The sequence below is a fragment of the Thermophilibacter immobilis genome, from assembly GCF_015277515.1.
GTDB classification, from domain to species: domain Bacteria; phylum Actinomycetota; class Coriobacteriia; order Coriobacteriales; family Atopobiaceae; genus Thermophilibacter; species Thermophilibacter immobilis.
In genome coordinates this window covers 1,668,457-1,691,863 of the sequence record NZ_CP063767.1, presented here as the reverse complement: position 1 = coordinate 1,691,863, position 23,407 = coordinate 1,668,457, and the positions used below count along the sequence as shown (strand labels likewise).

Here is a 23,407-nt window from a genome sequence, read left to right as displayed (position 1 = left end):
ACTCGCGGCAACGAGGGCAAACGGCAGGGGGCGCGGGTCATGGGGGAGCGGGTTGACGCATCAGACGAGGCACTGAGTCGCGGTATCGCTTACGGGGGCGATGCCGTGGAGCCTGTGCGCGAGCTGGTGAGCGACGAGGAGGTCCTGCGTGGCGCGCGCCTGTCGCAGCGCCGCAGCGCCGGCTACCGTCCGGTTGCCTTCTTCTCGCTGCTCAACGTGGGGCTCATCCTCACCGCGGCTGCGATCGTGCTCTTCAAGACGCCCAACCACCTCGCCTTCGGGGGCACCTCGGGCCTCGCCATCCTTCTTGCGACCGCGTTTCCCACCCTGCCGGTCTCTGTCTTCATGTGGATCCTCAACGTGATCCTCGTGGCGCTGGGCTTTGTCTTCCTGGACCGCAAGGCGGTGTTCTGGAGCGCCTACGCGTCGTTCGCACTTTCGGCCTACACCTCGCTCTTTGAGTGGGTCGCCCCCATCCAAGAGTCGATCACGGGGGACCTGTGGCTCGACGTCTGCTTCGCCGTGCTTCTGCCGGCCGTGGGGAGCGCAATCGTGTTCGACATCGGCGCGTCGACGGGCGGCACGGACATCGTTGCCATGATCTTGCGCAAGCACACCGACATAGAGATCGGCAAGGCGCTCTTTGCCGTCGACGTGGGCATCGTCTGCTCCGCGATCGGGCTGTACGGCGCGCGGGTGGGCCTGTACTGCATGCTCGGGCTCATCGCCAAGACCTTCGTGGTGGACAGCTTCATCGAGAGCGTCCGCCAGCGCAAGGTGTGCCGCGTGATCTGCTCCTGCCCGCGTAAGGTGGAGGAGTACGTGGTGCGCGAGCTGGAGCGCACCATGACGGTCGAGTACGGCCGGGGGGCCTTCTCGGGCAGGCGCGTGGTCATCCTTACGAGCGTCCTCACGCGCCGCGAAGCCATGAAGCTGCGCCTCTTCGTGCACAGCGTGGACCCGGACGCCTTCATCACGATCACGAGCAGCTCGGAGATCATCGGGCGGGGCTTTCGCGGCGTGAGCTAGCTGCGGGCAGGCCTCAGGAACGCGGCGCCGCGGCTAGGAGGTCGCGCTCGCGTCCGTGTCCGCTGGGGAGTTCTTGGCCTCGTCGAGGTAGCTGTAGAGCGTGTACTTGGAGATGCCAAAGTACTTGCAGACCTTGGGCCCGGACTTCGTGATGAGAAAGGCCCCCGTGTCGTTGAGGTAGCGGATCGCGCGGACCTTCTCGTCCTTGGTCATGAGCGCGACGGGGGTCCCCACGAGCTCGACGCTCTGCTCGATGAGATCGTCGAGCAGGTCGGCCACGCTGCGGACGATGGGTTCGGGGTCACGCGGGGCGCTTGGCTCGGTGCCCACGATGCCGGCGATGGTGCTCTGTACGGCGCGCAGCATGGTGATGTCGAAGTTGAGGGCGAAGATGCCCACGGCACGACCCTCGCAGTCGCGGATGAAGACCGTCGAGGACTTGAGAATCTTGCCGTCGGAGGTCTTGGTGAGGTAGGCGAGGCGGTCAGCGAGGGGAGCCCCATCGGCATGGAGGGCCTCGAGCACCACGTGGCTCGGTCCATCTCCAACCTTGCGGCCGGTCACGTGGCCGTTCTCGATGGCCACGATGGAGTGACCGGGGTCGGCGGCCTCGAGGTCATGGACGACCACCTCGCACCCGCGCCCGAACTGGAGGGCGAGCGCGTGTGCGAGCCTCGTGTAGAAGTCGAGCTGTTCTGCTTGCACAAGTGCCTCCCCTGGGGCCAAGGGGCGCATGAGCGCCACCGCGTAATCTCACAGTATAAACTCCCTCATACTTTTTGTTAGGACACCAAGGAGAGACGATTTTTCGTAAAAATGTGATCTAAAGCGTTTTAATCGAGAAAAGCGATGCCTTTGACATGACTATAAAATAAAAATGTGCAATAAAAAGATCTCCATGATCGATTTGTTGACGCTGCCGCTCACCCCTGAGAAACGACCGTCTAACAGATTTTTTTTCGTCCATACAATTAGTTTGATTTAAACGTAAGATAGTAACATCACGGTATGGTTGCGGAGAGGATACGCATGGCAGAGATGGACTCCGGGAGAGCTTCTTCACTTTTATTCACACGAAGGGGGATGCCTCGCCTCGCCGAGATACTACCCTGTGCGTTGCAGCACGTATTGGCCTCATTTGCAGGCGTTATCGCTCCAGCCATCATCATTGCGGGCGTATGTAACTTTACCGAGGAGCAGGAGACGGCCATTATTCAGGTGGCGCTCATTCTCTCGGCCATCGACACGATTCTTCAGCAGTTCCCCCTTTTCGGAAAAATCGGCAGCGGCTTGCCTATTCTTACAGGGGTGTCTTTTGCCTTTCTGCCGGCGTTTCAGGCCGTGGGAATAGAATTTGGATTTGAGACGCTTCTGGGCGCAGAGCTTGTCGGAGGCGCTGTGGCTATTTTGTTTGGCATGCTCTACCCAAAGGTAAAGTGGCTCTTTCCCTCTCTTGTTACCGGTACCGTAATCTTTACCATTGGCGTTTCCCTATATCCGACGGCGATTAAGTATCTCGCGGGCGGGCAGGGAACAGAAAACTTTGGCAGTGTCCAAAACTGGATCGTAGGCCTCATCACGTTTGCCGTGGTTTTTGGCTTTTCGAACTTTGGCCATGGGATTCTCAAGCTAGGGGGCATCTTCTTCGGCATGCTTGTCGGGGTACTCATTTCGCTGCCCTTCGGCATGGTCAACGCCTCTGGGGTAGTTTCTGCGGGGTGGTTCGCGCCTCCAGAGCTTTTCCCCTTCAAGATTGTGTTCAATCCAGCGGCCTGTCTCACACTCGCGGTCGTGTACGTCATGGTGAACGTGCAGCTTATTGGAGATTTGTCAGCAGCCACGATGGGCAGCATGAACCGCATGCCAACTGAGAAGGAACTGGGTGGAGCCTTGAAGGCCCAGGGGCTGGTAAGCATGCTCTCATCGGTGTTCGGGGGTCTTCCCACCTCCGCCTTTGGTCAGAATGTGGGCATTATTGTCTCCACACGCGTCATTAACCGCTGGGTGTTTGCCACAGCCAGCCTTGTGTTTGCTGCGGCGGGTCTCATGCCCAAGCTCTCCGCAGTCCTCACCATGATTCCTCAGCCGGTCATTGGTGGTGCCACCATCAGTGTGTTTGGTACCATTACTCTGAATGGTATTCGCATCCTTGTTAAGGACGGCCTTACCCCGCGCGCATGTACGGTTTTTGGCATCTCGGTGGCTTTTGGATTGGGTATCGCAGAGGTGAGTGGTTCTCTTATGGGTCCGGGCATGCCCGATTGGATCAACACCATCTTTGGGACGAGCGCCATTACACCCTGTGCCATAATGGCCATCATCCTGAATAACGTACTCCCACCTGAGAATCCGTATACCAATGTTGATCTTCGAAGGGGTACGGGCTCTACGGAAGCTGAAGAAATTGAGAATGGCGTTGAGGCAGAGAGTGCGGGCGCCTCAGCGGGAAATGACTCGTCGGCATCAGCGGACAGCGAAACTCATAAGATTCAGTCAGAGGGGCAATCACAGGGAAACCAGTAGCCAAATGAGTCTGATTTTCCGTTCGCCCGCGAAACATGCCGTTCACCGAATCGACGTCTGATGTCAATACAGAGTGAGTCCACTATAGGTGTGCAGAAAAATTGTTAGGTGTAATGTCACTTTGTTTGATTATTGGTTAGACATCGAAAGAGAAAGTTCATATTTTGCTCCATTTCGATCATTGAGAGACAGCTAGTCGTACGGCATTAGGAATGTGTATGTGCGGGGGAGGTGCCCGCCTCGCTAGATCATACGTCTAGCAATACGATATTAAGCAATCCGTCAAAGGTGCTAAACCCCGCCCACGACGATCAAGGGAGCCAGCATGCTGCTCGTCGAGAACGGCCACGTCATCACGCGAGACCCCAACAACCCCTACCTTGCCGACGGTTCCGTCGCCCTTGACGGCGACACGATCAAGGAGGTCGGCCCGGCGGCCGTGCTGCGCGAGAAGTATGCGGACGCCGAGCGCGTCGACGCCCACGGCGGCGTTATCATGCCCGGCCTGGTGAACTGCCACACCCACATCTACTCGGGCCTGGCGCGCGGCCTGTCCATCAAGGGCTGCAACCCCACCAACTTCCTCGAGAACCTCGAGCAGCAGTGGTGGAAGATCGACCGCAACCTCACGCTCGATGGCACGCGCGCCTCGGCCTACCCCACGATTCTCGAGTCTCTGCGCAACGGCGTCACCACGATCTTCGACCATCACGCGAGCTACAAGGAGGTCCCGGGCAGCCTCTTCGCCATCAGGGACGTCGTGGAGGAGACGGGCATCCGTGCGAGCCTGTGCTACGAGGTCAGCGACCGTGACGGCCAGGAGAAGTGCGACCAGGCCATCCAGGAGAACGCGGACTTCGCCCGCTGGGCCCACGAGCAGAACGAGCGGGGCAACCACATGATCTCCGGTCTGTTCGGGGGTCATGCCACCTTCACCATGTCCGACGAGACGATGGACAAGATGGCCGAGGCCAACAACGGCCTCACGGGCTACCACATCCACGTGCACGAGGGCCTGAACGACCTCATGGACAGCCGTCAGAACCGCGGCGGCATCGCCCCGGTCGAGCGTCTGCTGCAGCACGGCCTCCTCGGCCCGGACACGCTGCTCGTCCACTGCATCCACGCCTCGCCGGCCGAGATGGAGATGATCAAGGAGACGGGCACACGCGTCATCAACAACCCGCAGTCCAACATGAACAACGCCGTGGGCTGCGCCCCCGTGCTCGAGTTCTTCCGTCGCGGCATCGAGGTGGGCATGGGCACCGACGCCTACACCCATGACATCCTGGAGAGCCTCAAGACCTTCATCGTCATGCAGCGCCACAACGCCGCGATGCCCAACGTGGCCTGGGGCGAGGACATGACGATGCTGTTCAAGAACAACCCCGAGATTGCCACGCACTTCTTCGGGCGCAGCATCGGCGCGCTCAAGCCCGGTGACGCCGCCGACGTCATCGTCATGGACTACCCGGCCTTCACGCCGTTCTCCGACGAGAACATTGACGGCCACATGCTCTTTGGCATGGAGGGCAGGGACTGCCGTACCACCATCGTCAACGGCAAGGTCCTCTACCGGGACCGCGAGTTCGTTGCCTTCGACGAGGAGCGCATCGACGCGTGGACCCTCGAGCAGGCAAAGAAGCTCTGGGGCACGCTCAACGACAGGACCTACTAAGCTAGGCTGGCCGCGGGGTTCGGGGGAGCCCCACGATTGGACGCGGCCTCCGCGGGGCCGCAGGGCGCCTTGCGCGCGCTTCCACAAAGGTGTCCCCGCGCGGTCTCGGGGACATTGCGAGAGGAGCAACAATGAGCGACATCATGCGACCGATTCCGTTCGCCCAGATCATGGATTGGAGCCTGACCGAGGACGCCCAGCACGGGTCCGTCTTTGGCGTGCGCAAGCTCGTGCGCCACGAGGGCGGCTCCGACCCCATCTTCGACGGGCGCATCGAGGCCCCGTTTGGCCCAGCTGCTGGCCCCAACACGCAGCTCGCGCAGAACATCATTGCGTCGTACGTCTCGGGCTCGCGCTTCTTCGAGCTCAAGACCGTCCAGATCATGGATGGCGCGGAGCTCGCCGCCTGCGTCAACAAGCCGTGCATCGCCTCTGAGGACGAGTGCTACAACTGCGAGTGGTCCACCGAGCTCACGGTTCCCCAGGCGCACGCCGAGTACGTCAAGGCCTGGTGGGCCTGCAAGCTGCTCGCCCGCGAGCTCGGCCTGGGCGACCCAGACGGCTTCGTCTTCAACATGAGCGTGGGCTATAGCCTCGAGGGCATCCAGAGCCCCAAGGTGGACGCCTACATCGAGGGCATGAAGGACGCCTCGGGCACCGAGGTCTGGGCCGAGTGCCGCAGCTGGGCGCTCGCCAACCTCGACCGCTTCCAGAACGTGGACAGGGCCTTCGTGGAGTCGGTCTCGCCCCAGGTGTCCTCGTCGGTCACCGAGTCCACGCTTCACGGCTGCCCGCCCGACGAGATCGAACGCATCGCCACCTACCTCATCACCGAGAAGCACGTCAACACCTATGTCAAGTGCAACCCGACGCTTCTGGGCTATGACTACGCCCGAGCGCGCCTGGACGAGCTCGGCTTTGACTACATCGTCTTTGACGACAAGCACTTCCTCGAGGACCTCCAGTGGGCCGACGCCGTGCCGATGTTCCATCGCCTGAGCGAGCTGTGCGCGCAGAAGGGCCTCTCCTTTGGCATCAAGCTCACCAACACCTTCCCCGTCGACGTGACGCGCGAGGAGCTGCCGAGCGAGGAGATGTACATGTCCGGCCGCTCGCTCCTGCCGCTCTCCGTCGAGCTGGCCCGTCGCGTGGCCGCCGAGTTCGAGGGCACGCTGCGCATCTCCTACTCGGGCGGCGCCGACGCCCATAACATCCGCGAGCTCTACGCCGCGGGCATCTGGCCGATCACCATGGCCACCAACGTCCTGAAGCCTGGCGGCTACGAGCGCTTCAGCCAGATCGCGGGTCTTCTCGCCGGCTCCGAGCGCGTCGAGAAGGTGGACGCGGCCGCCCTGGCCGCGCTCGAGGAGGCCATCACGGCCAACCCGATCTACCACAAGCCCATCAAGCCCGCCAAGTCCCACAAGATCGATGCCGAGCTGCCGCTCATGAGCTGCTTCACGGCTCCCTGCCGCACCGGCTGCCCGATCCAGCAGGACATCCCCGCCTACCTTTCTGCCGTTGACGAGGGTCGCCTCGTTGACGCGCTCAACATCGTCATGGAGCGCAACGCCCTGCCGCACATCACGGGCAACCTCTGCCCGCACCCCTGCGGCGTCAACTGCGAGCGCTCCTTCTACGAGCCCGAGGGCGCGCGCATCCGCGAGTCCAAGCTCATCGCGGCCAAGGGCGGCTTCGACGAGGTTCTCGCGCAGATCAAGGCCGCCACGCCGGCACCCATCGCCGGCGCCCGCGGCAAGAAGGTCGCCATCGTGGGCGGCGGAGCGGCGGGCCTGTCCACGGCGTTCTTCCTGACGCGCGCCGGCGCCGAGGCCACGATCTTCGAGGCAACCAACAAGCTCGGCGGCGTTCCGCGCCAGACCATTCCGGAGTTCCGCATCCCCGACGCCGACATCCAGGCCGACATCGACCTGTGCCTGTCGTACGGCGCCAAGGTGGAGTACAACCACGAGGTCACCGACGTTGCCGAGCTCAAGGCCGCAGGCTACACCGACGTCGTCATGTGCATCGGCGCCTGGGCACCCGGCCGCAAGGCCCTGGAGTACGGCGACGAGCTCGACGCGCTCGAGTTCCTGTGCGCGGCCAAGCGCGGCGACGACCTCTCCTCGCTCGGCTCAGACATCGTGGTCATCGGCGGCGGCAACACCGCCATGGACTGCGCCCGCGTCGCAGAGCGCCTGCCGGGCGTCGAGAGCGTCCGCATCGCCTATCGCCGCACGCGCCGCTACATGCCCGCCGAGGAGTACGAGCTCGACGAGGCGCTCGCCGAGGGCGTCGAGTTCTGCGAGCTCTTGGCCCCCAAGGGCCTGGCCGACGGCGTCCTGAGCTGCGAGCGCATGGAGCTCGGCGAGCCCGACGCGACCGGCCGCCGCAGCGTTGTCGCCATCGGCGAGAGGGTCGAGCTGCCCGCCACCGCCGTGATCTGTGCCGTGGGCGAGCGCATCAAGGACGGTCTCTACAAGCAGGCCGGTGTCGAGCTCGACCACCGCGGCCGTCCCGCGGCGGGCTGCGCCACCGGCGTGGACGGCGTCTGGGCTGCCGGCGACTGCCACCGCGGGCCCGCGACCTTCGTCGAGGCCGTTGCCGACGCGCAGGCCGTCGCGCGGGCCATGGTGGGCGCCGACTTCGAGGACGTCGTGGACCAGAACGTCCGTCACGGCAAGGAGGACGCCGTCAAGGCCCGCAAGGGTGACGTCTGCCTGGACGTGGCCGCCTGCAGCACCTCGCGCTGCCTGGGATGCGCCACGATTTGCGAGGTCTGCTGCGACGTCTGCCCCAACCGCGCCAACGTGTCGGTCAAGGTGGACGGCCTCGCACAGGAGCAGATCGTCCACATTGACGGCATGTGCAACGAGTGCGGCAACTGCGCCGTGTTCTGCCCGTGGTCGGGGCGTCCCTACAAGGATAAGCTCACGGTCTTCTGGAGCGCCGAGGACATGGACGCGAGCGAGAACCGCGGCTTCCTGCCGCTTGCTGGCGGAACCTTCCGCGTGCGCCTGGCAGGCTCCGAGGGCACCTACGACGTGAGCGACGCGTCGTGCGGCCTGCCCGACGACGTGCGGCTCACGATCGTCGCGGTGCGCGACTCCTATGCCTACCTGCTCAAGGATGTGACTGCCCCTGAGGTTGCCTAGCGATCGACTCACACGGTAAGGGCGTCTTCTCCCGAGGGGGAAGGAGGCGTGGAGAGCATGGGCAGATCTGCGCTGGATCTGCCCATGCCAATATACAGGCGTTGTACTCAGCGTCATACAAGGGGAGACCATGAGCAAGGCTCAAGGCATAAGCAAGAAAAACATGGGTGCGCGGCGGCGCACGCCCCGCCCGAGCGCCTTCGTGCGCTGCGGCGGGGGCAGCCCCGCCTGCGAGGGCGGAATCGTGTGCGAAGACGGGTGCACGGCTTGTGGCGCCTGCGTCGAGGCGTGCCGCTTCGACGCCATACATATGAACACGAAGACCGGCGTGGCCTTTGTTGACCGCGACGCGTGTGCGGGTTGCGGCCTGTGCGCCCGACAGTGTCCGCAGGGCATAATTGAGATGGTCACGCCCGATCGTACCATCCGCGTGCGCTGCGCGAATACGTCCGTGGCCAAGGAGTCGCGGCAGAAGTGCACGACGAGCTGCATCAACTGCGGCATCTGCGTGCGCGTGTGCCCTGCTGACGCCATGCGCCTCGAGAACAACCACGCCCACGTGGACTACGACGCCTGTATCGCCTGCGGGATGTGCGCGACCAAATGCCCGCGTGGTGCCATATCAGACGTGTTCGGCATCGTCGCGCAGAACTAGGGAGAGGGCATGGCAGCAACCGAGGAATATCGCTTCATCGTGAACGGCGAGGAGTGCGTCACATCTGAGAGCAAGCCGCTTTTGCGCTACCTGCGCGACGACCTCAAGCTCCTGAGCGTCAAGGACGGCTGCTCCGAGGGCGCCTGTGGCACCTGTACCGTAATCGTGGACGGGCGCGCCATCAAGTCGTGCGTCCTCACGACCAAGCTCGCGAACGGTCGTGACGTAGTGACCGTCGAGGGCCTGCCCAAGGACGAGCAGGAGGCCTTCGTCTACGCCTTCGGCTCGGTGGGTGCGGTCCAGTGCGGATTTTGCACCCCGGGCATGGTCATGAGCGCGGCCGCCCTTCTCCATCGTAACCCCGACCCCACAGAGGACCAGATCAAGAAGGCCATTCGCGGCAACATCTGCCGCTGCACCGGCTACAAGAAGATCATCGAGGGGGTTCTCCTGGTCGCCAGGATTCTACGCGGCGAGGCCCAGATCGACCCCAAGCTCGAGCGAGGTGATGACTACGGCGTGGGTGCCCATGCCTTTCGGGTGGACGTGCGCCCGAAGGTCCTGGGCTACGGAAAGTACCCTGATGACCTCGACGAGCGCGACTTCCCTGACATGGCTTACGGCTCGGCGGTGCGCTCGCGTTACCCGCGCGCCCGCGTGCTCTCTATCGATGTCGAGAAGGCACGTGCGCTGCCCGGCGTCGTGGGGGTCCTTCTCGCCGAGGACGTTCCCGTTAACAAGGTGGGCCACATTCAACAGGACTGGGACGTTTTCATCGCCGGGGGTGGCATCACGCGCGACATGGGTGACGCCCTGTGCCTCGTGGTTGCCGAGACGCCCGAGGTCCTGGAGAAGGCCAAGAAGCTTGTCAGGGTGGAGTATGAGGTGCTTGAACCCGTCAGCAGCATCGCCGCGGCCCGTGCCGAGGGTGCCCCGCTCGTGCACGCCGAGGCCGCCGGCAACATCTGTCAGAGCCGTCACATCGTGCGCGGCAACCCCGCCGAGGCCCTCGCTAGCTCCGCCTACACCGTCACGGAGTCCTTCTCGACGCCCTTTACGGAGCATGCCTTCCTGGAGCCCGAGTGCGCGGTCGCCTTCCCCTACAAGGACGGTGTCAAGGTCTGCTCAACCGACCAGGGCGCCTACGACACCCGCAAGGAGGTCGCCCATATGTTCGGGTGGGACAAGACCCCCGATCGCGTGGTCGTGGAGACCATGCTCGTGGGCGGCGGCTTTGGCGGCAAGGAGGACGTCTCCGTTCAGCACCTCGCCTGCCTGGCTGCCTACAAGCTCGGGCGCACCGTCAAGGTCAAGCTCACGCGCCAGGAGTCGATTAACTTCCATCCCAAGCGCCACGCGATGGAGGGCACCTTCACCCTGGGCTGTGACGAGGACGGCATGTTCACGGGCCTGGACTGCGACGTCTACTTTGACGGCGGTGCCTACGCCTCGTTAACCGGCCCCGTTCTCGAGCGCGCCTGCACGCACTCGGTGGGTCCCTACAAGTACCAGAACACGGACATCCGCGGCGTTGGCTACTACACCAACAACGTCCCCGGCGGCGCCTTCCGCGGCTTTGGCGTGTGCCAGACCGAGTTCGCGCTCGAGAGCCTCATCGACCTTCTCGCCGACAAGGTGGGCATCAGCCCATGGGAGATCCGGTTCAGAAACGCCATCGAGCCGGGCGACGTCCTGCCCAACGGGCAGATCGCCGACCAGTCCACGGCCCTCAAGGAGACCCTGCTCGCCGTCAAGGAGCCCTACGACGCCAACCCCGGCCACGCGGGCCTCGCCTGCGCGCTCAAGAACGCCGGCGTGGGCGTGGGCCTGCCCGACGCAGGCCGCTGCAAGATTGTCGTGGAGGGCGGGCGCGCCGTGGTCTACTCTGCCACCTCCGACATCGGCCAGGGCTGCAACACGGTCTTCATCCAGGACGTCTGCGAGGCCACGGGCCTCACCCGCACCTATGTGGTCAACGGCGAGTGCTCCACCGAGAGCGCGCCCGACTCCGGCACCACCTCTGGCTCGCGTCAGACCCTCGTCACTGGCGAGGCCGTGCGCGGCGCGGCGTTTCTGCTGCGCGACGCAATGCTCGACGTGGAGGCGGGCAAGGAACCCTCCATAGCGCCCGTGGTCGCCCGCGGCGACGGCTTCAAGATCAGCTACGACGACGGGACCCCCTATGAGGGCCCGGATGCCTCGGTGCACGCCAAGGATCCCGTCTCGGCGCTTGCGGTCCTCGAGGGCTGCTCCTTCTCCTACGAGTACCTCGAGCTTACCGACAAGCTGGGCGCCGACGTCCCCAACCCCAAGAGCCACATCGCCTACGCCTACGCCACCCACCTCGTCATCCTCAACGACGACGGCAGCGTCAAGGAGATCTATGCGGCTCACGACTCTGGCAAGGTGATCAACCCGATTGCCATCCAGGGCCAGATTGAGGGTGGCGTGCTCATGGGCATGGGCTACGCGCTCACCGAGGACTTCCCGCTCGAGAAGAGCGTGCCCAAGGTCAAGTACGGCACGCTCGGGCTCTTCCGCGCGCCGGACACCCCCAACATCCACGCGATCTACGTCGAGAAGGACAACCCCCTGCTCGTGGCCTACGGCGGCAAGGGCATCGGCGAGATCGCCACCATCCCAACGGCGCCGGCCATCCAGAACGCCTATCGCGCCCTGGACGGGCGGCTGCGCACCAAGCTCCCGCTTGAGGACACGTACTACCGCAGGCGCTAGGGTCCTGGGGAGGTGGCCCCAGAGGCCGTGAACTGGTAAGTGTGAGCTCATTCGGACGGATTCACGCATGGAAGGTGGTAGATGTGGGCGAGTTGCTGGAGATGGAGAACATCAGCAAATGCTTTGGTTCGTTCTATGCGAACCGGAACGTGAACATTGATGTCAGACGTGGCGAGGTCCATACGCTCTTGGGCGAGAACGGAGCGGGCAAGTCGACGCTCATGAACGTTCTCATCGGGCTGTACCAGCCGGATGGCGGAAAGATAGTCATGAACGGCCAGGAGGTCCAGATCGTTTCGCCCAGGGTTGCCGTGCAGCATGGCATCGGCATGGTGCACCAGCACTTCATGCTTATAGAGGACATGACGGGCCTCGAGAACATCATCCTCGGCGACAAGCGCCACGCCTCGCCGCTGCTCAAGGAGGCGGATGACCGAGCCTCCATCAAAGAGATAATGGACCGCTACGGCCTTGAGATCGATCTGGACAAGCGTGTCGCAGACATGTCAATAGGCATGCAGCAGAGGGTCGAGATCATGAAGGTCCTCTTCCGCGGTGCCGATTTGCTCATTCTCGACGAGCCCACGGCCGTTCTCACGGACCTCGAGGTCGAGGGGCTCTTCGATATCATGAGTGCCCTCATCGCAGAGGGCAAGGCGATCATCTTCATCTCCCACAAGATGCGCGAAGTCATGAGAATATCCAACCGGGTGACCGTACTGCGCCGTGGCGAGTCGATTGAGACGCTAGATCTGGCTGACACCACTGAACAAGAGCTCGCTGACCTCATGATCGGGCAGAAGTTCACTGAGAGCATCTACGAGAAGGTCTCGACGACGGACAAGACTGCTCTTGAGCTCAAGAGCGTCTCTTATCGACCTGAGGTAAAGCATGGTGGGCTCAAGGACGTCTCCCTTGCCATCCATGAGGGAGAAATTTTGGGCGTGGCGGGAATCGACGGAAATGGCCAAACGCCCCTTGCCGAACTGGTGACCGGTCTTATCAAGCCCGAGACCGGTCGGGTTGTGGGCCCCGACGGCTCAGAGATCGCATTGTTCTCGCCGAGCGCTTTTATCGGTGCTGGATTGGGCAACATTCCCGAGGACCGCAACAAGATGGGTCTCGTCGGAGACATGACCATCGCGGAGAACCTCGTTCTCAAGCAGACGCAGAGCGACCGGTTCTCGTACGGTCACGGTGCGTGGCTTAAGACGAGTTCCATCAAGGAGTACGCCGAGGTCCTCAAGGATGAAAACGACATCCGTTGCACGTCGGTCAACCAGACGGCACGGAGTCTCTCGGGCGGCAACCAGCAGAAGGTCATTCTCGCCCGCGAGCTCGCTGCTCATCCCAAACTTCTCGTAGCCGTGTACCCTACGCGTGGTCTGGATATCGGAGCCACCGAGTTCATTCACAATCAGATTGTGGCGCAGCGCGACGCTGGCTGCGCCGTACTACTGATTTCCGCAGACTTTGATGAGGTTCTCAAGCTCTCTGATCGTATCGCGGTTCTGTTCGAGGGTCAGATTATGGGGACGTATCGGGGCGAGAACCCTCCCATCAAGGAGATCTCGCTTGCCATGGCAGGAAAATAGAAGGGAATGAGCAGTGTCCAAGAAAGAAGCGCTTAGCTTGGAGGAAAGAAACGAACGGCGACTTGCGGTTCTCACGCCCATCGTTTCTGTATTCCTCGCCTTGCTCGTGGGAGCAATTATAATCGCCTGTCTGGGGAAGAACCCGCTCGTGGGCTACGGGGCCATGCTTCAAGGTTCGCTCTCTGACGTTTCCAAGATTGGCAAGACACTTGAGCGAGCGTGCCCACTTATATTCACAAGCCTCTGCGCGGTATTTGCGTATAAGTGTGGCGTCTACAACCTCGGCGGGGAGGGCCAGTTCATCATGGGGGGCTGTGCGTCTGCAGCCGTCATTTTGGGATTGGGCGTCGAGGGGCCGGGAGCGCTCTCTCTAGGCTTGGTCGCCGGCATTGTCGCCGGTGGGATCTGGGGGCTCATACCGGGTGTCATGAAGATAACGCGTGGTCTCAATGAGATGATCACGACCATCATGCTCAATTACATCGCCCTGTACTTCATGGAGTACATTTTCAAGAACGCCTATTCCGACCAGGGGCTTCCCAAGACCGTTGCCGTTCCTCAGTCTGCTCGGTTGCCCGAGGTGCTGGGCACCCACGTCGGCGTCGTCCTGGCGGTCCTCCTGGGCGTGTTTCTCTGGTATGTAATCTTCCGCACATCCTTTGGCTTCAAGATTCGCGCCGTGGGCATGAATCCCATAGCCTCCCGTGTTAACGGCTTTTCCGTCAAGCGCCTTGTGCTCCTTGCGTTCATCCTGTCGGGAGTCATCGCCGGTCTCGGTGGGGCTGTTGAGTTTCTGGGCAAGACTCCCTTCAGGCTCGCCGATGGCTTCGGGTCGGGTTTTGGTTTCGACGGGGTCGCTATTGCGTTGATAGCCCAGCTCAATCCCCTTGCATCCATCGTGGTGGCGCTGCTGTTTGGCGTCCTCTCCACAGGTGGCACGATGATGCAGAGCGTCATCGGGGTTCCCACGGCTATAGTGGACATCATTCGTGGGCTCATCATCATCTTTGCAGTGGCTGGCATGGCTATGGTCAAGCTGCCCAAGATCAAGGCGTATCTAGCAAACTTAGGTCCTAAGTTCAAGAAAGCTGAGGCGAGCGCATAATGGACTTTTTTGCTACCCTTCCAACTATTTTGAGGGCAACGACCATGGGCGCGGTGCCCATCCTGCTCGCCGCGCTGGGCGAGGTCTTCTCTGAGCGCGCCGGTCTTGTGAACATTGGCCTCGAGGGCATCATGGGTATCGGAGCCTTCGTGGCGTTTGCCGTGGGAAAGCTTACCGGCAATCTGTGGCTTGGGCTCCTCGCGGGCATGCTCGCGGGCATGCTCGTTAACTTGCTCTATGCGTTCTGCACGGTTACGCTCTGCGCTGATCAGGTTGTCACAGGCATGGCCATTAACGTTCTTGTCCCTGCCATCGCCCTGTTCGGATACAACCTCTTTGTGGGGTCGAACTCGGCCAATGCTACGGGGGAGCAGATGGCGAGCCTGTCGATTCCGGGTCTCGCCTCTATGCCCTATGTGGGTGACGCATTCTTTGCCCAGACTCCCCTTGCGTACCTCGCCTTCATTATGGTGCCCCTGGTGTCGCTCTTCTTCAAGCGTTTTCGGTTGGGCCTCTCATTTCGCTCCGTTGGGGAGAACCCCCACGCTTCGGAGACGCTGGGTATCAACGTCGTTCGAGTCAAGTATGCTGCGTGCATCGTGTGCGGCGCCCTCGCTGCTGCCGGCGGAGCATTTCTCACGCTCTGCTACACGCCGATCTATACCGATGGCATCGTTATGGGACGTGGTTTCATCGCGCTCGCTACGGTGATCTTTGGCCGCTGGAGTGCTGTGGGAGCACTTGGTGCCAGCCTATTGTTCGGCTTCTTTGATGGTCTTAACGTGGCGCTGCAGGCCCAGTTCCAGGCAGCCCCCGTGATGTTCTTCAAGATGATTCCCTATCTGGTCACCATCATCGCGCTGATTTTCTTCGGCTCCAAGCATGCAGGCCCCAAGGCCAATGGCCAGCCTTATCTTCGCGAGCAGCGCTAGGGCGATGAAGATCGAAGCTGGGGGCCTCATGGGTGGCGTTTCGGTACAGGTGGGGGCACCTGGCATGAGGTGAGTTGTTCTTTCAGGTTTGGTAACGGGAGCATGACATAATCATGCTCTAAAACGTGGAATGAAAGGGATTAGCATGAGTGGAACAAGAAGATTTTTCTCGAATGCCATGCTCGACAGGCGCCAAGCTGTAGGCCTTGGCGTTGGCAGTGCCGCCGCGCTCTTCCTGGCTGGATGCAGCGGGTCCTCTTCAGGAGGGGACTCATCATCCTCGGAATCCGGCTCTGAAACCTCGGGCCATAAGGTTGCCATGATCATGAGCGGCACCGTCACCGACGGCGGATGGGATCAAGGCCACTACGAATCTCTCAAGAGGGCCATCGACAGTCATTCGGGTTGGGAGATGCTCGAGCCCAAGGAGAGCACGGCCAATGCGGATGCCGCCACCGCCGCGCAGTCCTATGTCGACCAGGACGTTGACCTCATCATCGGCAACGGTAACCAATTCGCCTCGGACTGGATGGAGGTCGTGGCTGACGCTCTTGAGAGTCATCCCAATGTTCACTTCCTGATTACCAACACCGATCCTGTCACCGAGATGACAGACTATGAGAGCCTTGCCAACGTCGAGACGGTGCTCCCCGATTTCACGCAGACCGGAGCTCTTGCCGGTGTGGTCGCTGGTCTCATGACCCAGACCAAGAACATTGGGTTTATCAGCGGGATGAAGCTCCCGTCATCCCTCAAGAAGTTCTCTGCGTATCTTGCCGCAGCTAGGAAGATTGACCCATCCATCGAGGGGCAGTACAACTTCGAGGCCGGCTTCACGGATGCGTCGCTGGGAACCAAGCTGACCGAGCAGTGGATTAGCACGAACGACGTTGACGTTATGTGGGGGGATGCCTCTGTGGTCGATGACGGCGCTCGCCAGGCGCTCGAGCATGCCGGAGAGGACACGCACTTCGATATCGCCCAGCCAATTGACATCGTTGGCCCCGATCAGCCGACCGTCGTGACGTCTACCGTTATTGACTGGATGATCGGCCAGGCGATGGACGAGGTCGAGGCGGGCTCGTTCGGAGACGGCAAGGTCATAGAGGCCAATATGGAGAACGGTGGCATCATGCTCGGCTCGTTTTCCGACAAGGTTTCTGCTGACATCCAGGCCAAGATTGCGGACTACTCGGACCAGATCAAGTCTGGCTCGCTTCTGGCAGACGAGGACATCAGTGACATCATGGGGACTCTGGGGTAGGGCGCCGTCGCGCTCGCAACCGACGGGCTGGGGCGTCCGCCCCAGCCCGTCACCTATGCCCCTAGTTGTCCCACCGGGGCTCTTTTGACTAATATAATTAATTATATTATATAAACATTAGGGAGATACACGTACTATGAAAGATGTGCTTGAGAGGTTCTTCCACCTATCGGAGAACCATACGGACGTCCACACGGAAGTGGTGGCCGGCCTCACGACCTTTGTGACCATCGCGTACATCCTCGCCGTCAACCCGTCGGTCCTCTCCGTGACGGGCATGGACCAGGGGTCAGTGTTCACGGCGACCGCGGTCGTCTCCTTCATCGGGACCCTCATCATGGCGGCGCTCACCAACTATCCGTTCATCCTCGCCCCGGGCATGGGCATCAACGCGTACTTCGCCTATACGGTGTGCCTTGGCATGGGGTACACCTGGCAGGTCGCGCTCGCGGCCATCTTCGTCGAGGGCATCCTCTTCGTGATCCTCTCCCTTACGAACGTTCGCGAGAAGATATTCGAGGCCATACCCCTCAACCTCAAGTTTGCCATCACGTCCGGTGTGGGCCTATTCATCACCATCATCGGTCTTAAGGGCTCGGGCCTCGTGGTGTCGTCGCCGTCGACGCTCGTCGCAATGTTCTCGTTCCATGGGAGCGTGGCCCAGGGAACCTGGGCCACGCAGGGGATCACGGCTCTCCTCGCCCTCATAGGAATCCTCGTCACCGCGATTCTCGTGTGCCGCAACGTGAAGGGCAATATCTTGCTGGGCATCCTCATCACCTGGGGGATGGGTATCGTCTGCCAGCTGCTCGGCTGGTATGTCCCCGACTCTTCCGCAGGCTTCAACAGCTTGCTGCCGGACTTCTCTCACGGCATCTCGATCCCCTCGCTGCAGCCGACCCTGTTCAAGATGGACTTCTCCAACGTGCTCTCGGTCGGGTTTGTCGTCGTCGTCTGTGCGTTTCTGTTCACGAACCTCTTCGACACCATTGGAACGCTCATCGGAGCGGCCGCCAAGGCTGACCTGCTCGACGAGGACGGCCAGCTTCCCAACGTGAAGGGCGCCCTCCTTGCCGAGTCCTTTGGCACGCTCATCGCTGGTGCCGTTGGCACCTCCTCGACGGCCACCGCGGTCGAGTGCACCGCAGGCATCTCCGAGGGGGGTCGCACGGGCCTCACGTCCGTCGTCGTCTCGGTACTTTTCCTTCTGTCCCTCTTCCTCTCGCCGCTCTTCCTGGCCATACCCTCGTTCGCCACCTCGCCGGCCCTCATCATAGTGGGATTCATGATGATCACGGCTATCGTCAAGATTGACTGGGCCGACGTGACCGAGGCCATCCCCTCCTTCGTGGCCATCATCGCCATGCCGTTTATGTACTCGATCGCCGAGGGGATCTCCCTGGGCATCATCTCCTACGTGGTCATTAACTTCTTCAGCGGAAAGGAGGGGCATTCTAAGATCTCTGGCGTCATGTGGGTCCTCTTCTTCCTGTTCGTTGTGAAGTACTTCTTCATATAGGCGTTCGTCTTGAGCCCCATGAATGGGGCGACGCAAGTTCAGGGATGCGTTTCTGTGAAAGGAGTTGGCAATGTTGGACGATCGTACTTTCGCAATCAAGGGTGACATCTGCTGGTCGAAGAGCCGGACCGAGTTTGCCAGCGTGCACGATGGCTACCTCGTCTGCCTGGACGGCATCTCGAAGGGCGTGTTCGCGGAGCTCCCCGAGAGGTACGCCGGCATCAAGGTCATCGATCAGAGCGGGCGGCTGGTGATTCCCGGGATGACGGACATACACATCCATGCGCCCCAGTACGCCTTCCGCGGCCTTGGCATGAACCTCGAGCTCCTGGACTGGCTCAACACGCACACCTTCCCCGAGGAAAGCAAGTACCGGGACGCGGCGTACGCTGACAAGGCGTATGAGATCTTCTCCGACGACCTCCTGCACTCTCCCACCACGCGTGCGGTCGTGTTCGGCACCATGCACGTGGGCGCCACCGAGGCCCTCATGGACAAGCTCGAGAGGAGCGGCCTCAAGACGTACGTCGGCAAGGTGAGCATGGACCGCAACAGCCCCGACTACCTCTGCGAGGGGTCCGCCGAGGAGGCCCTCGCAGACGTCGAGCGCTGGCTCGACGACTGCGAGGCCAAGCACTACGTCAACACGCGCCCCATTCTCACGCCTCGCTTCACCCCCACCTGCTCTGACGCGCTGATGGCGGGATTGGGGCGCATCAGGGAGGAGCGGGGCGTGCCCCTGCAGTCGCATCTCTCGGAGAATCTCTCCGAGATCGACTGGGTGCACGAGCTGTGTCCCTGGTCGAGCTGCTACGGGCAGACCTACGAGCGGTTCGGCCACCTGTCGGGAGACGGGGCATGCGTCATGGCGCACTGCAACTACTCCACCGACGAGGAGGTCTCGATCCTGCGCGAGCACGGCGTCTTCGTCGCCCATTGCCCGCAGTCGAACGCCCAGCTCTCGTCGGGAATTGCGCCCGTGCGCCGCTATCTCGACCTGGGAATGAACGTGGGGCTTGGCACCGACGTCGCCGGCGGCGCCACGCTCTCGATGTTCCGTGCCGCCGCCGATGCCGTGGCAGTCTCCAAGCTCCGGTGGCGCGTCGTGGACCAGTCGCTCGCGCCCCTGTCCACCGAGGAGGCGTTCTGGCTCGCCACGGTCGGCGGCGGGTCGTTCTTCGGACGCGTGGGCTCCTTCGACGAGGGCTACGAGCTCGACGCCCTCGTCCTCGATGACTCTCACATCCGTACCCCGCTCGACCTGGGGGTGGACGACCGCGTGGCTCGCTACGTCTATCTGGCCGAGGAGGGCGGCAGAATCGTCGAGAAGTACGTGGCGGGCAAGAGGGCTCTTTAGGCTCGCGAGTCTCAGTGTTAAACTTTGTCAAAAAAGGAGTGTGTGCAATGGAAAAACTAAGGGAGGTCGGAAAGCCCGTTACTCGCGTTGACGCGTATGACAAAGTCACGGGACGTGCGATGTTTGCCGACGACCTGTGTCCAAAGCCTTGTCTTGAGGCAAAGGTGCTGCACTCGACGATCGGCAACGGGGTGGTGAAGTCCATTGATGCCTCAGAGGCGAGGGAAGTTCCCGGTGTCGTGGGCGTATACACATGCTTTGACGTACCGGATACACCCTATCCGGTGGCCGGTCACCCTTGGTATGCCGATACCCGCAGTGGCAAGCGCGACGTTATGGACCGCAAGCTGCTCGACGCTCGAGTCCGTATATACGGAGACAATATCGCTGCGGTCGTGGCCGAGGACTCTGTTGCCTGCGATCGGGCGCTTGCCAAGATTAAGGTGGAGTATGAGGAGTGGCCCGTCGTCTACGACCCCGTCGAGTCTCTGAAGGGCACCGGGCATCCGGTGCAGGACAGGTGTCCTGACAATCTCGTCGCTCATACCTGTGCCGTTACCAGCGAAGAGGATCTTGCGCGTAACGGCTACAAGAGCGTGGACGAGGCGTTGAACGACCCCTCCTATCATCACTTCAGGGCTCACCTGGAAACCGCTGAGCAGTCTCAGGTTCACATAGAGACGTGTGTCTCATACTGCTATATGGAATCTGACAAAATTGTGTGTGTCTCCTCGACTCAGATTCCCCACATCGTGCGTCGTGTCATTGGTCAAGCCCTTGGCATTCCCTGGGGTGACGTCCGTGTGGTCAAGCCGTATATTGGCGGGGGCTTTGGTACCAAGCAAGACGTTCACTTCGAACCGTTGAACGCTTGGCTCTGCACGCAGATTGGCGGTCGTTGCGTGAAGCTTGAGGTAAGCCGCGAGGAGCTCTTCTATGCGACCAGCGGACGTCAGCCCAAGACCTTTGACGTTGAGGCATCGGTTGGCGACGACATGCGTCTGCGGGCGCGCTCCATTCTGGCCTATTCAAATACGGGCGGCTATGTCCATCACGGACATGCCCTCGTGCTCAACTCCGTTAACTCGTTTCGTTGGCTTTATCATACAAACGAGGTTGCTTCTCGCAGCGAGGCCTACACGGTCTACACCAACGGCCCGCACACCGGTGCGATGCGCGCCTATGGCGTGCCCGAGGGCAACTGGGCCGCCGAGTGTCTCATGGGCGACATAGCCCATGACATGGGGTGGGACGGCGTGGAGTTCCGCATGAAGAACGCGATACGGGAGGGCTTCGTAGACGAGTTCACCCCGGGCGGCGTCATACGGGCCCACACCTGCGCGCTGCCCGAATGCGTGGAAAAGGGCAGGCGCTACATCGGCTGGGACGACCTCAAGGCCAGGTACGCACAAGAGGAGGGTCCCGTTCGCCACGGCGTGGGGGTCTCGCTCTTCGTGTACAAGACGGCGGTCGCCCCCTTCGCTCTGGAGACGGCGACGGCGGCCCTCACGCTCAACCAGGACGGCTCCGTCCAGCTGCAGATGGGCGCGACCGAGATCGGCCAGGGTGCCGACACCGTCTTCTGTCAGATGGCGGCGGAGGCCATTGGGATTGACACCGAGGACGTTCACATCACGTCCTTCCAAGACACTGACGTCACTCCCTACGATTCTGGAGCATATGCGTCGCGTCAGACGTATGTCTCGGGCACGGCCGTCAAAAAGACAGGGGAGACCCTGCGTCGTAAAATCCTTGAATATGCCCGATTCTTGCATCCTGATGCACAAGGTGAGCTTGATCTTGTCGACCATGCAATCGTGGACGTGGTCGGTAACAAGGTCTGCGCACTTCCTGAGCTTGCTCTTGAGGCCTATTACAACATGGAGCACAACGATCAGCTCCATGCGCACGAGACCATCCAGGTCCACACCAACGCGATTGCCGTCGGATGCACCTTCGCCGAGGTCACCGTGGACATGCCCTTGGGAAAGGTGACCGTCGACAGAATCATCAACGTGCAGGACAACGGCCGTCTCATCAACCCCAAGCTTGTGGAGCAGCAGGTTCATGGCGGCATGGCGCAGTCCATCGGCTTCGGCCTCTACGAGGAGCTGCAGGTAGACCCCAAGACGGGGCGCGTGCTCAATCCCACGCTGCTCGACTACAAGATGCCGACCATGATGGACGTCCCCGACCTCGAGGCCCAGTTCGTCGAGACCGATGACCCCACGGGGCCCTACGGCAACAAGGCGGTGGGCGAGACGCCGATCATCTCCCCCGCAGCCGCCATCCGCGACGCGATACTCGACGCCACCGGCGTCAAGTTCTACCAGGAGCCCATGACGCCCCAGCGCCTGTTCGAGGGCTTCAAGAGGGAGGGCCTTATCTAATGTATGACATTGAAGTGCTGCACGAGGCGACCAGCGTCGACGACGCCGTCAGCGCCCTTGCCAACGACCCCGAGGCCATACCCATCGCAGGCGGGACGGACGTCCTCGTCAAGGTGCGCGACGGCAAGATGGCGGGGGCCCATCTCGTCTCCATCCACAATCTTCACGACGAGCTCGACGGGGTCACCCTGGCCGACGACGGCACCGTGGAGATCGGCCCCATCACCTGGTTTCATCACGTGACCACGAGCCCGGTCGTCCAGGAGACCGTCCCCACTCTCGGTGACGCGTGCGACACCCCCGGCGGTCCCCAGCTGCGCGTCTCCGGTACCATAGGGGGCAACATCTGCAACGCCGCGACCTCAGGCGACTCCGCGCCGACCCTGTACGCCTACGGGGCCCTCCTAGACGTGCGCAGCGTGCGCGGCACGCGCACCATCCCCATCGAGGAGTGGTACGCGGGGCCTGGCCGGTCTTTCAGAGAGCGTGACGAGCTCTTGGTGAAAATACGCATCCCCAGAAGCCACTACGAGGGCTTCACGGGACACTACTTCAAGTACGGCAAGCGCCGCGCCCTCGAGATAGCGACTATGAGCTGCTGCTGTCTCGTCAAGCTCGACGACGGCAAGACGACGGTCAAGGACGTCCGACTCGCCTTCGGGGTCGCCGGTCCCACGCCCATGCGGGCGCTCGGGGCAGAGGAGGGCGTGCGGGGCCTGCCCGTCACCGAGGCGGTCGAGAGGATCGGCGAGCTCGCACAGGCCGACACCAATCCGCGCGACAGCTGGCGTGCCTCGAAGGAGTTCAGGCTCCAGCTCATCAAGGAGATGGCCTGCCGCTCCCTTGCTGAGGCGGCACGTAGGGGAGGGGCTGACATCTAATGGACATGCGCATACTCAAGTGCGTCGTCAACGGCAGGGGGGTCCAGGTGGGCTATGACCCACGTGAGTCGCTTCTTGACACCCTGCGTAACCGCATGAACCTCACAAGCGTCAAGCGTGGATGTGAAGTTGGCGAGTGTGGGGCGTGCACCGTTCTCATCGATGGCGTGGCTACCGACACCTGCCTTTATCTCACTGACTGGGCCCAGGGCAAGACTATACTCACGGTGGAGGGCCTGCAGGCCCCTGATGGATCGCTCAACCCCGTCCAACAGGCGTTCGTCGACGAGTTCGCCGTCCAGTGCGGCTTTTGCATCCCAGGGATCATCATGAGCGCCATGGAGATGCTGAACTCGGGCAAGACCTACACGCGCGATGAGATTAGAAAGCAGCTTTCGGGTCACCTCTGCCGTTGCACGGGATACGAGAACATCGTGAACGCCGTGCAGAAGGCCATCGACGCGGTTCACGGTCTCGTGGGCGTGGAAGACTAGGCGTTCTTCTGCAGTCGGGAGACGATGCTCCTAGGAGAGCTGCTTTGTAAACCAAGAGGGCGGTGCCACTTTCATGGGTGGCACCGCCCTCTGC

The 23,407-nt window shown here is 61.8% G+C and carries 16 protein-coding genes; 15 read left to right on the top strand and 1 reads right to left on the bottom strand.

The window, feature by feature from the left end; all coding sequences use genetic code 11:
- Window positions 1-39 precede the first annotated feature (39 nt).
- Window positions 40-1,029, top strand: a complete 990-nt coding sequence (locus tag INP52_RS07605) for a YitT family protein (RefSeq protein ID WP_194370555.1) — start codon at window positions 40-42, stop codon at window positions 1,027-1,029.
- 33 nt (window positions 1,030-1,062) lie between these two features.
- On the opposite strand, the gene INP52_RS07600 is transcribed toward INP52_RS07605, so the two are convergent.
- Window positions 1,063-1,734, bottom strand: a complete 672-nt coding sequence (locus INP52_RS07600; RefSeq protein ID WP_194370552.1) for a helix-turn-helix transcriptional regulator — start codon at window positions 1,732-1,734, stop codon at window positions 1,063-1,065.
- A gap of 324 nt (window positions 1,735-2,058) precedes the next feature.
- On the opposite strand from INP52_RS07600, the gene INP52_RS07595 reads away from it, so the two are divergent.
- From INP52_RS07595 to xdhC, 14 genes are all read left to right on the top strand, one after another.
- Window positions 2,059-3,552 carry a uracil-xanthine permease family protein gene (locus INP52_RS07595; protein ID WP_194370550.1) on the top strand — a complete coding sequence of 498 codons (1,494 nt, stop codon included), beginning with the start codon at window positions 2,059-2,061 and terminating at the stop codon, window positions 3,550-3,552.
- 325 nt (window positions 3,553-3,877) lie between these two features.
- Window positions 3,878-5,230: a putative aminohydrolase SsnA gene (gene ssnA / locus INP52_RS07590; RefSeq protein WP_194370548.1), complete on the top strand. Its 1,353-nt coding sequence runs from the start codon at window positions 3,878-3,880 to the stop codon at window positions 5,228-5,230.
- Window positions 5,231-5,361: 131 nt separating this feature from the next.
- Entirely contained in the window at window positions 5,362-8,385 is a 3,024-nt protein-coding gene (gene ygfK / locus INP52_RS07585) for a putative selenate reductase subunit YgfK (protein WP_194370546.1), read from the top strand.
- 130 nt (window positions 8,386-8,515) lie between these two features.
- Window positions 8,516-9,040 (top strand): 4Fe-4S binding protein, encoded by a 525-nt coding sequence (locus tag INP52_RS07580; protein WP_194370544.1) that lies wholly within the window; start codon window positions 8,516-8,518, stop codon window positions 9,038-9,040.
- Between the two features lie 9 nt (window positions 9,041-9,049).
- Window positions 9,050-11,776: a selenium-dependent xanthine dehydrogenase gene (gene xdh / locus INP52_RS07575; RefSeq protein WP_194370542.1), complete on the top strand. Its 2,727-nt coding sequence runs from the start codon at window positions 9,050-9,052 to the stop codon at window positions 11,774-11,776.
- Window positions 11,777-11,859: 83 nt separating this feature from the next.
- Window positions 11,860-13,371 (top strand): ABC transporter ATP-binding protein, encoded by a 1,512-nt coding sequence (locus tag INP52_RS07570; RefSeq protein ID WP_194370540.1) that lies wholly within the window; start codon window positions 11,860-11,862, stop codon window positions 13,369-13,371.
- A 13-nt stretch (window positions 13,372-13,384) separates the two neighbouring features.
- Window positions 13,385-14,476 carry an ABC transporter permease gene (locus INP52_RS07565; protein WP_194370538.1) on the top strand — a complete coding sequence of 364 codons (1,092 nt, stop codon included), beginning with the start codon at window positions 13,385-13,387 and terminating at the stop codon, window positions 14,474-14,476.
- 44 nt (window positions 14,477-14,520) lie between these two features.
- Entirely contained in the window at window positions 14,521-15,408 is an 888-nt protein-coding gene (locus tag INP52_RS07560; protein ID WP_228478302.1) for an ABC transporter permease, read from the top strand.
- 325 nt (window positions 15,409-15,733) lie between these two features.
- Window positions 15,734-16,672, top strand: coding sequence for a BMP family lipoprotein (locus INP52_RS07555; RefSeq protein ID WP_232364351.1), 939 nt, complete (start codon window positions 15,734-15,736; stop codon window positions 16,670-16,672).
- A 136-nt stretch (window positions 16,673-16,808) separates the two neighbouring features.
- Entirely contained in the window at window positions 16,809-18,191 is a 1,383-nt protein-coding gene (locus INP52_RS07550; protein ID WP_194370524.1) for an NCS2 family permease, read from the top strand.
- 73 nt (window positions 18,192-18,264) lie between these two features.
- Complete coding sequence (locus INP52_RS07545; RefSeq protein ID WP_408647669.1) at window positions 18,265-19,548, top strand: amidohydrolase family protein; 1,284 nt, start codon at window positions 18,265-18,267, stop codon at window positions 19,546-19,548.
- A 47-nt stretch (window positions 19,549-19,595) separates the two neighbouring features.
- Window positions 19,596-21,938 (top strand): xanthine dehydrogenase subunit XdhA, encoded by a 2,343-nt coding sequence (gene xdhA, locus INP52_RS07540; protein ID WP_194370513.1) that lies wholly within the window; start codon window positions 19,596-19,598, stop codon window positions 21,936-21,938.
- Window positions 21,938-22,819 (top strand): xanthine dehydrogenase subunit XdhB, encoded by an 882-nt coding sequence (gene xdhB / locus INP52_RS07535; protein WP_194370510.1) that lies wholly within the window; start codon window positions 21,938-21,940, stop codon window positions 22,817-22,819. The genes xdhA and xdhB overlap by 1 nt, the downstream gene beginning before the upstream one ends.
- Window positions 22,819-23,313 carry a xanthine dehydrogenase subunit XdhC gene (gene xdhC, locus INP52_RS07530; RefSeq protein ID WP_194370507.1) on the top strand — a complete coding sequence of 165 codons (495 nt, stop codon included), beginning with the start codon at window positions 22,819-22,821 and terminating at the stop codon, window positions 23,311-23,313. Before xdhB ends, xdhC begins: the two co-directional genes overlap by 1 nt.
- The last annotated feature ends 94 nt before the right edge of the window (window positions 23,314-23,407 follow it).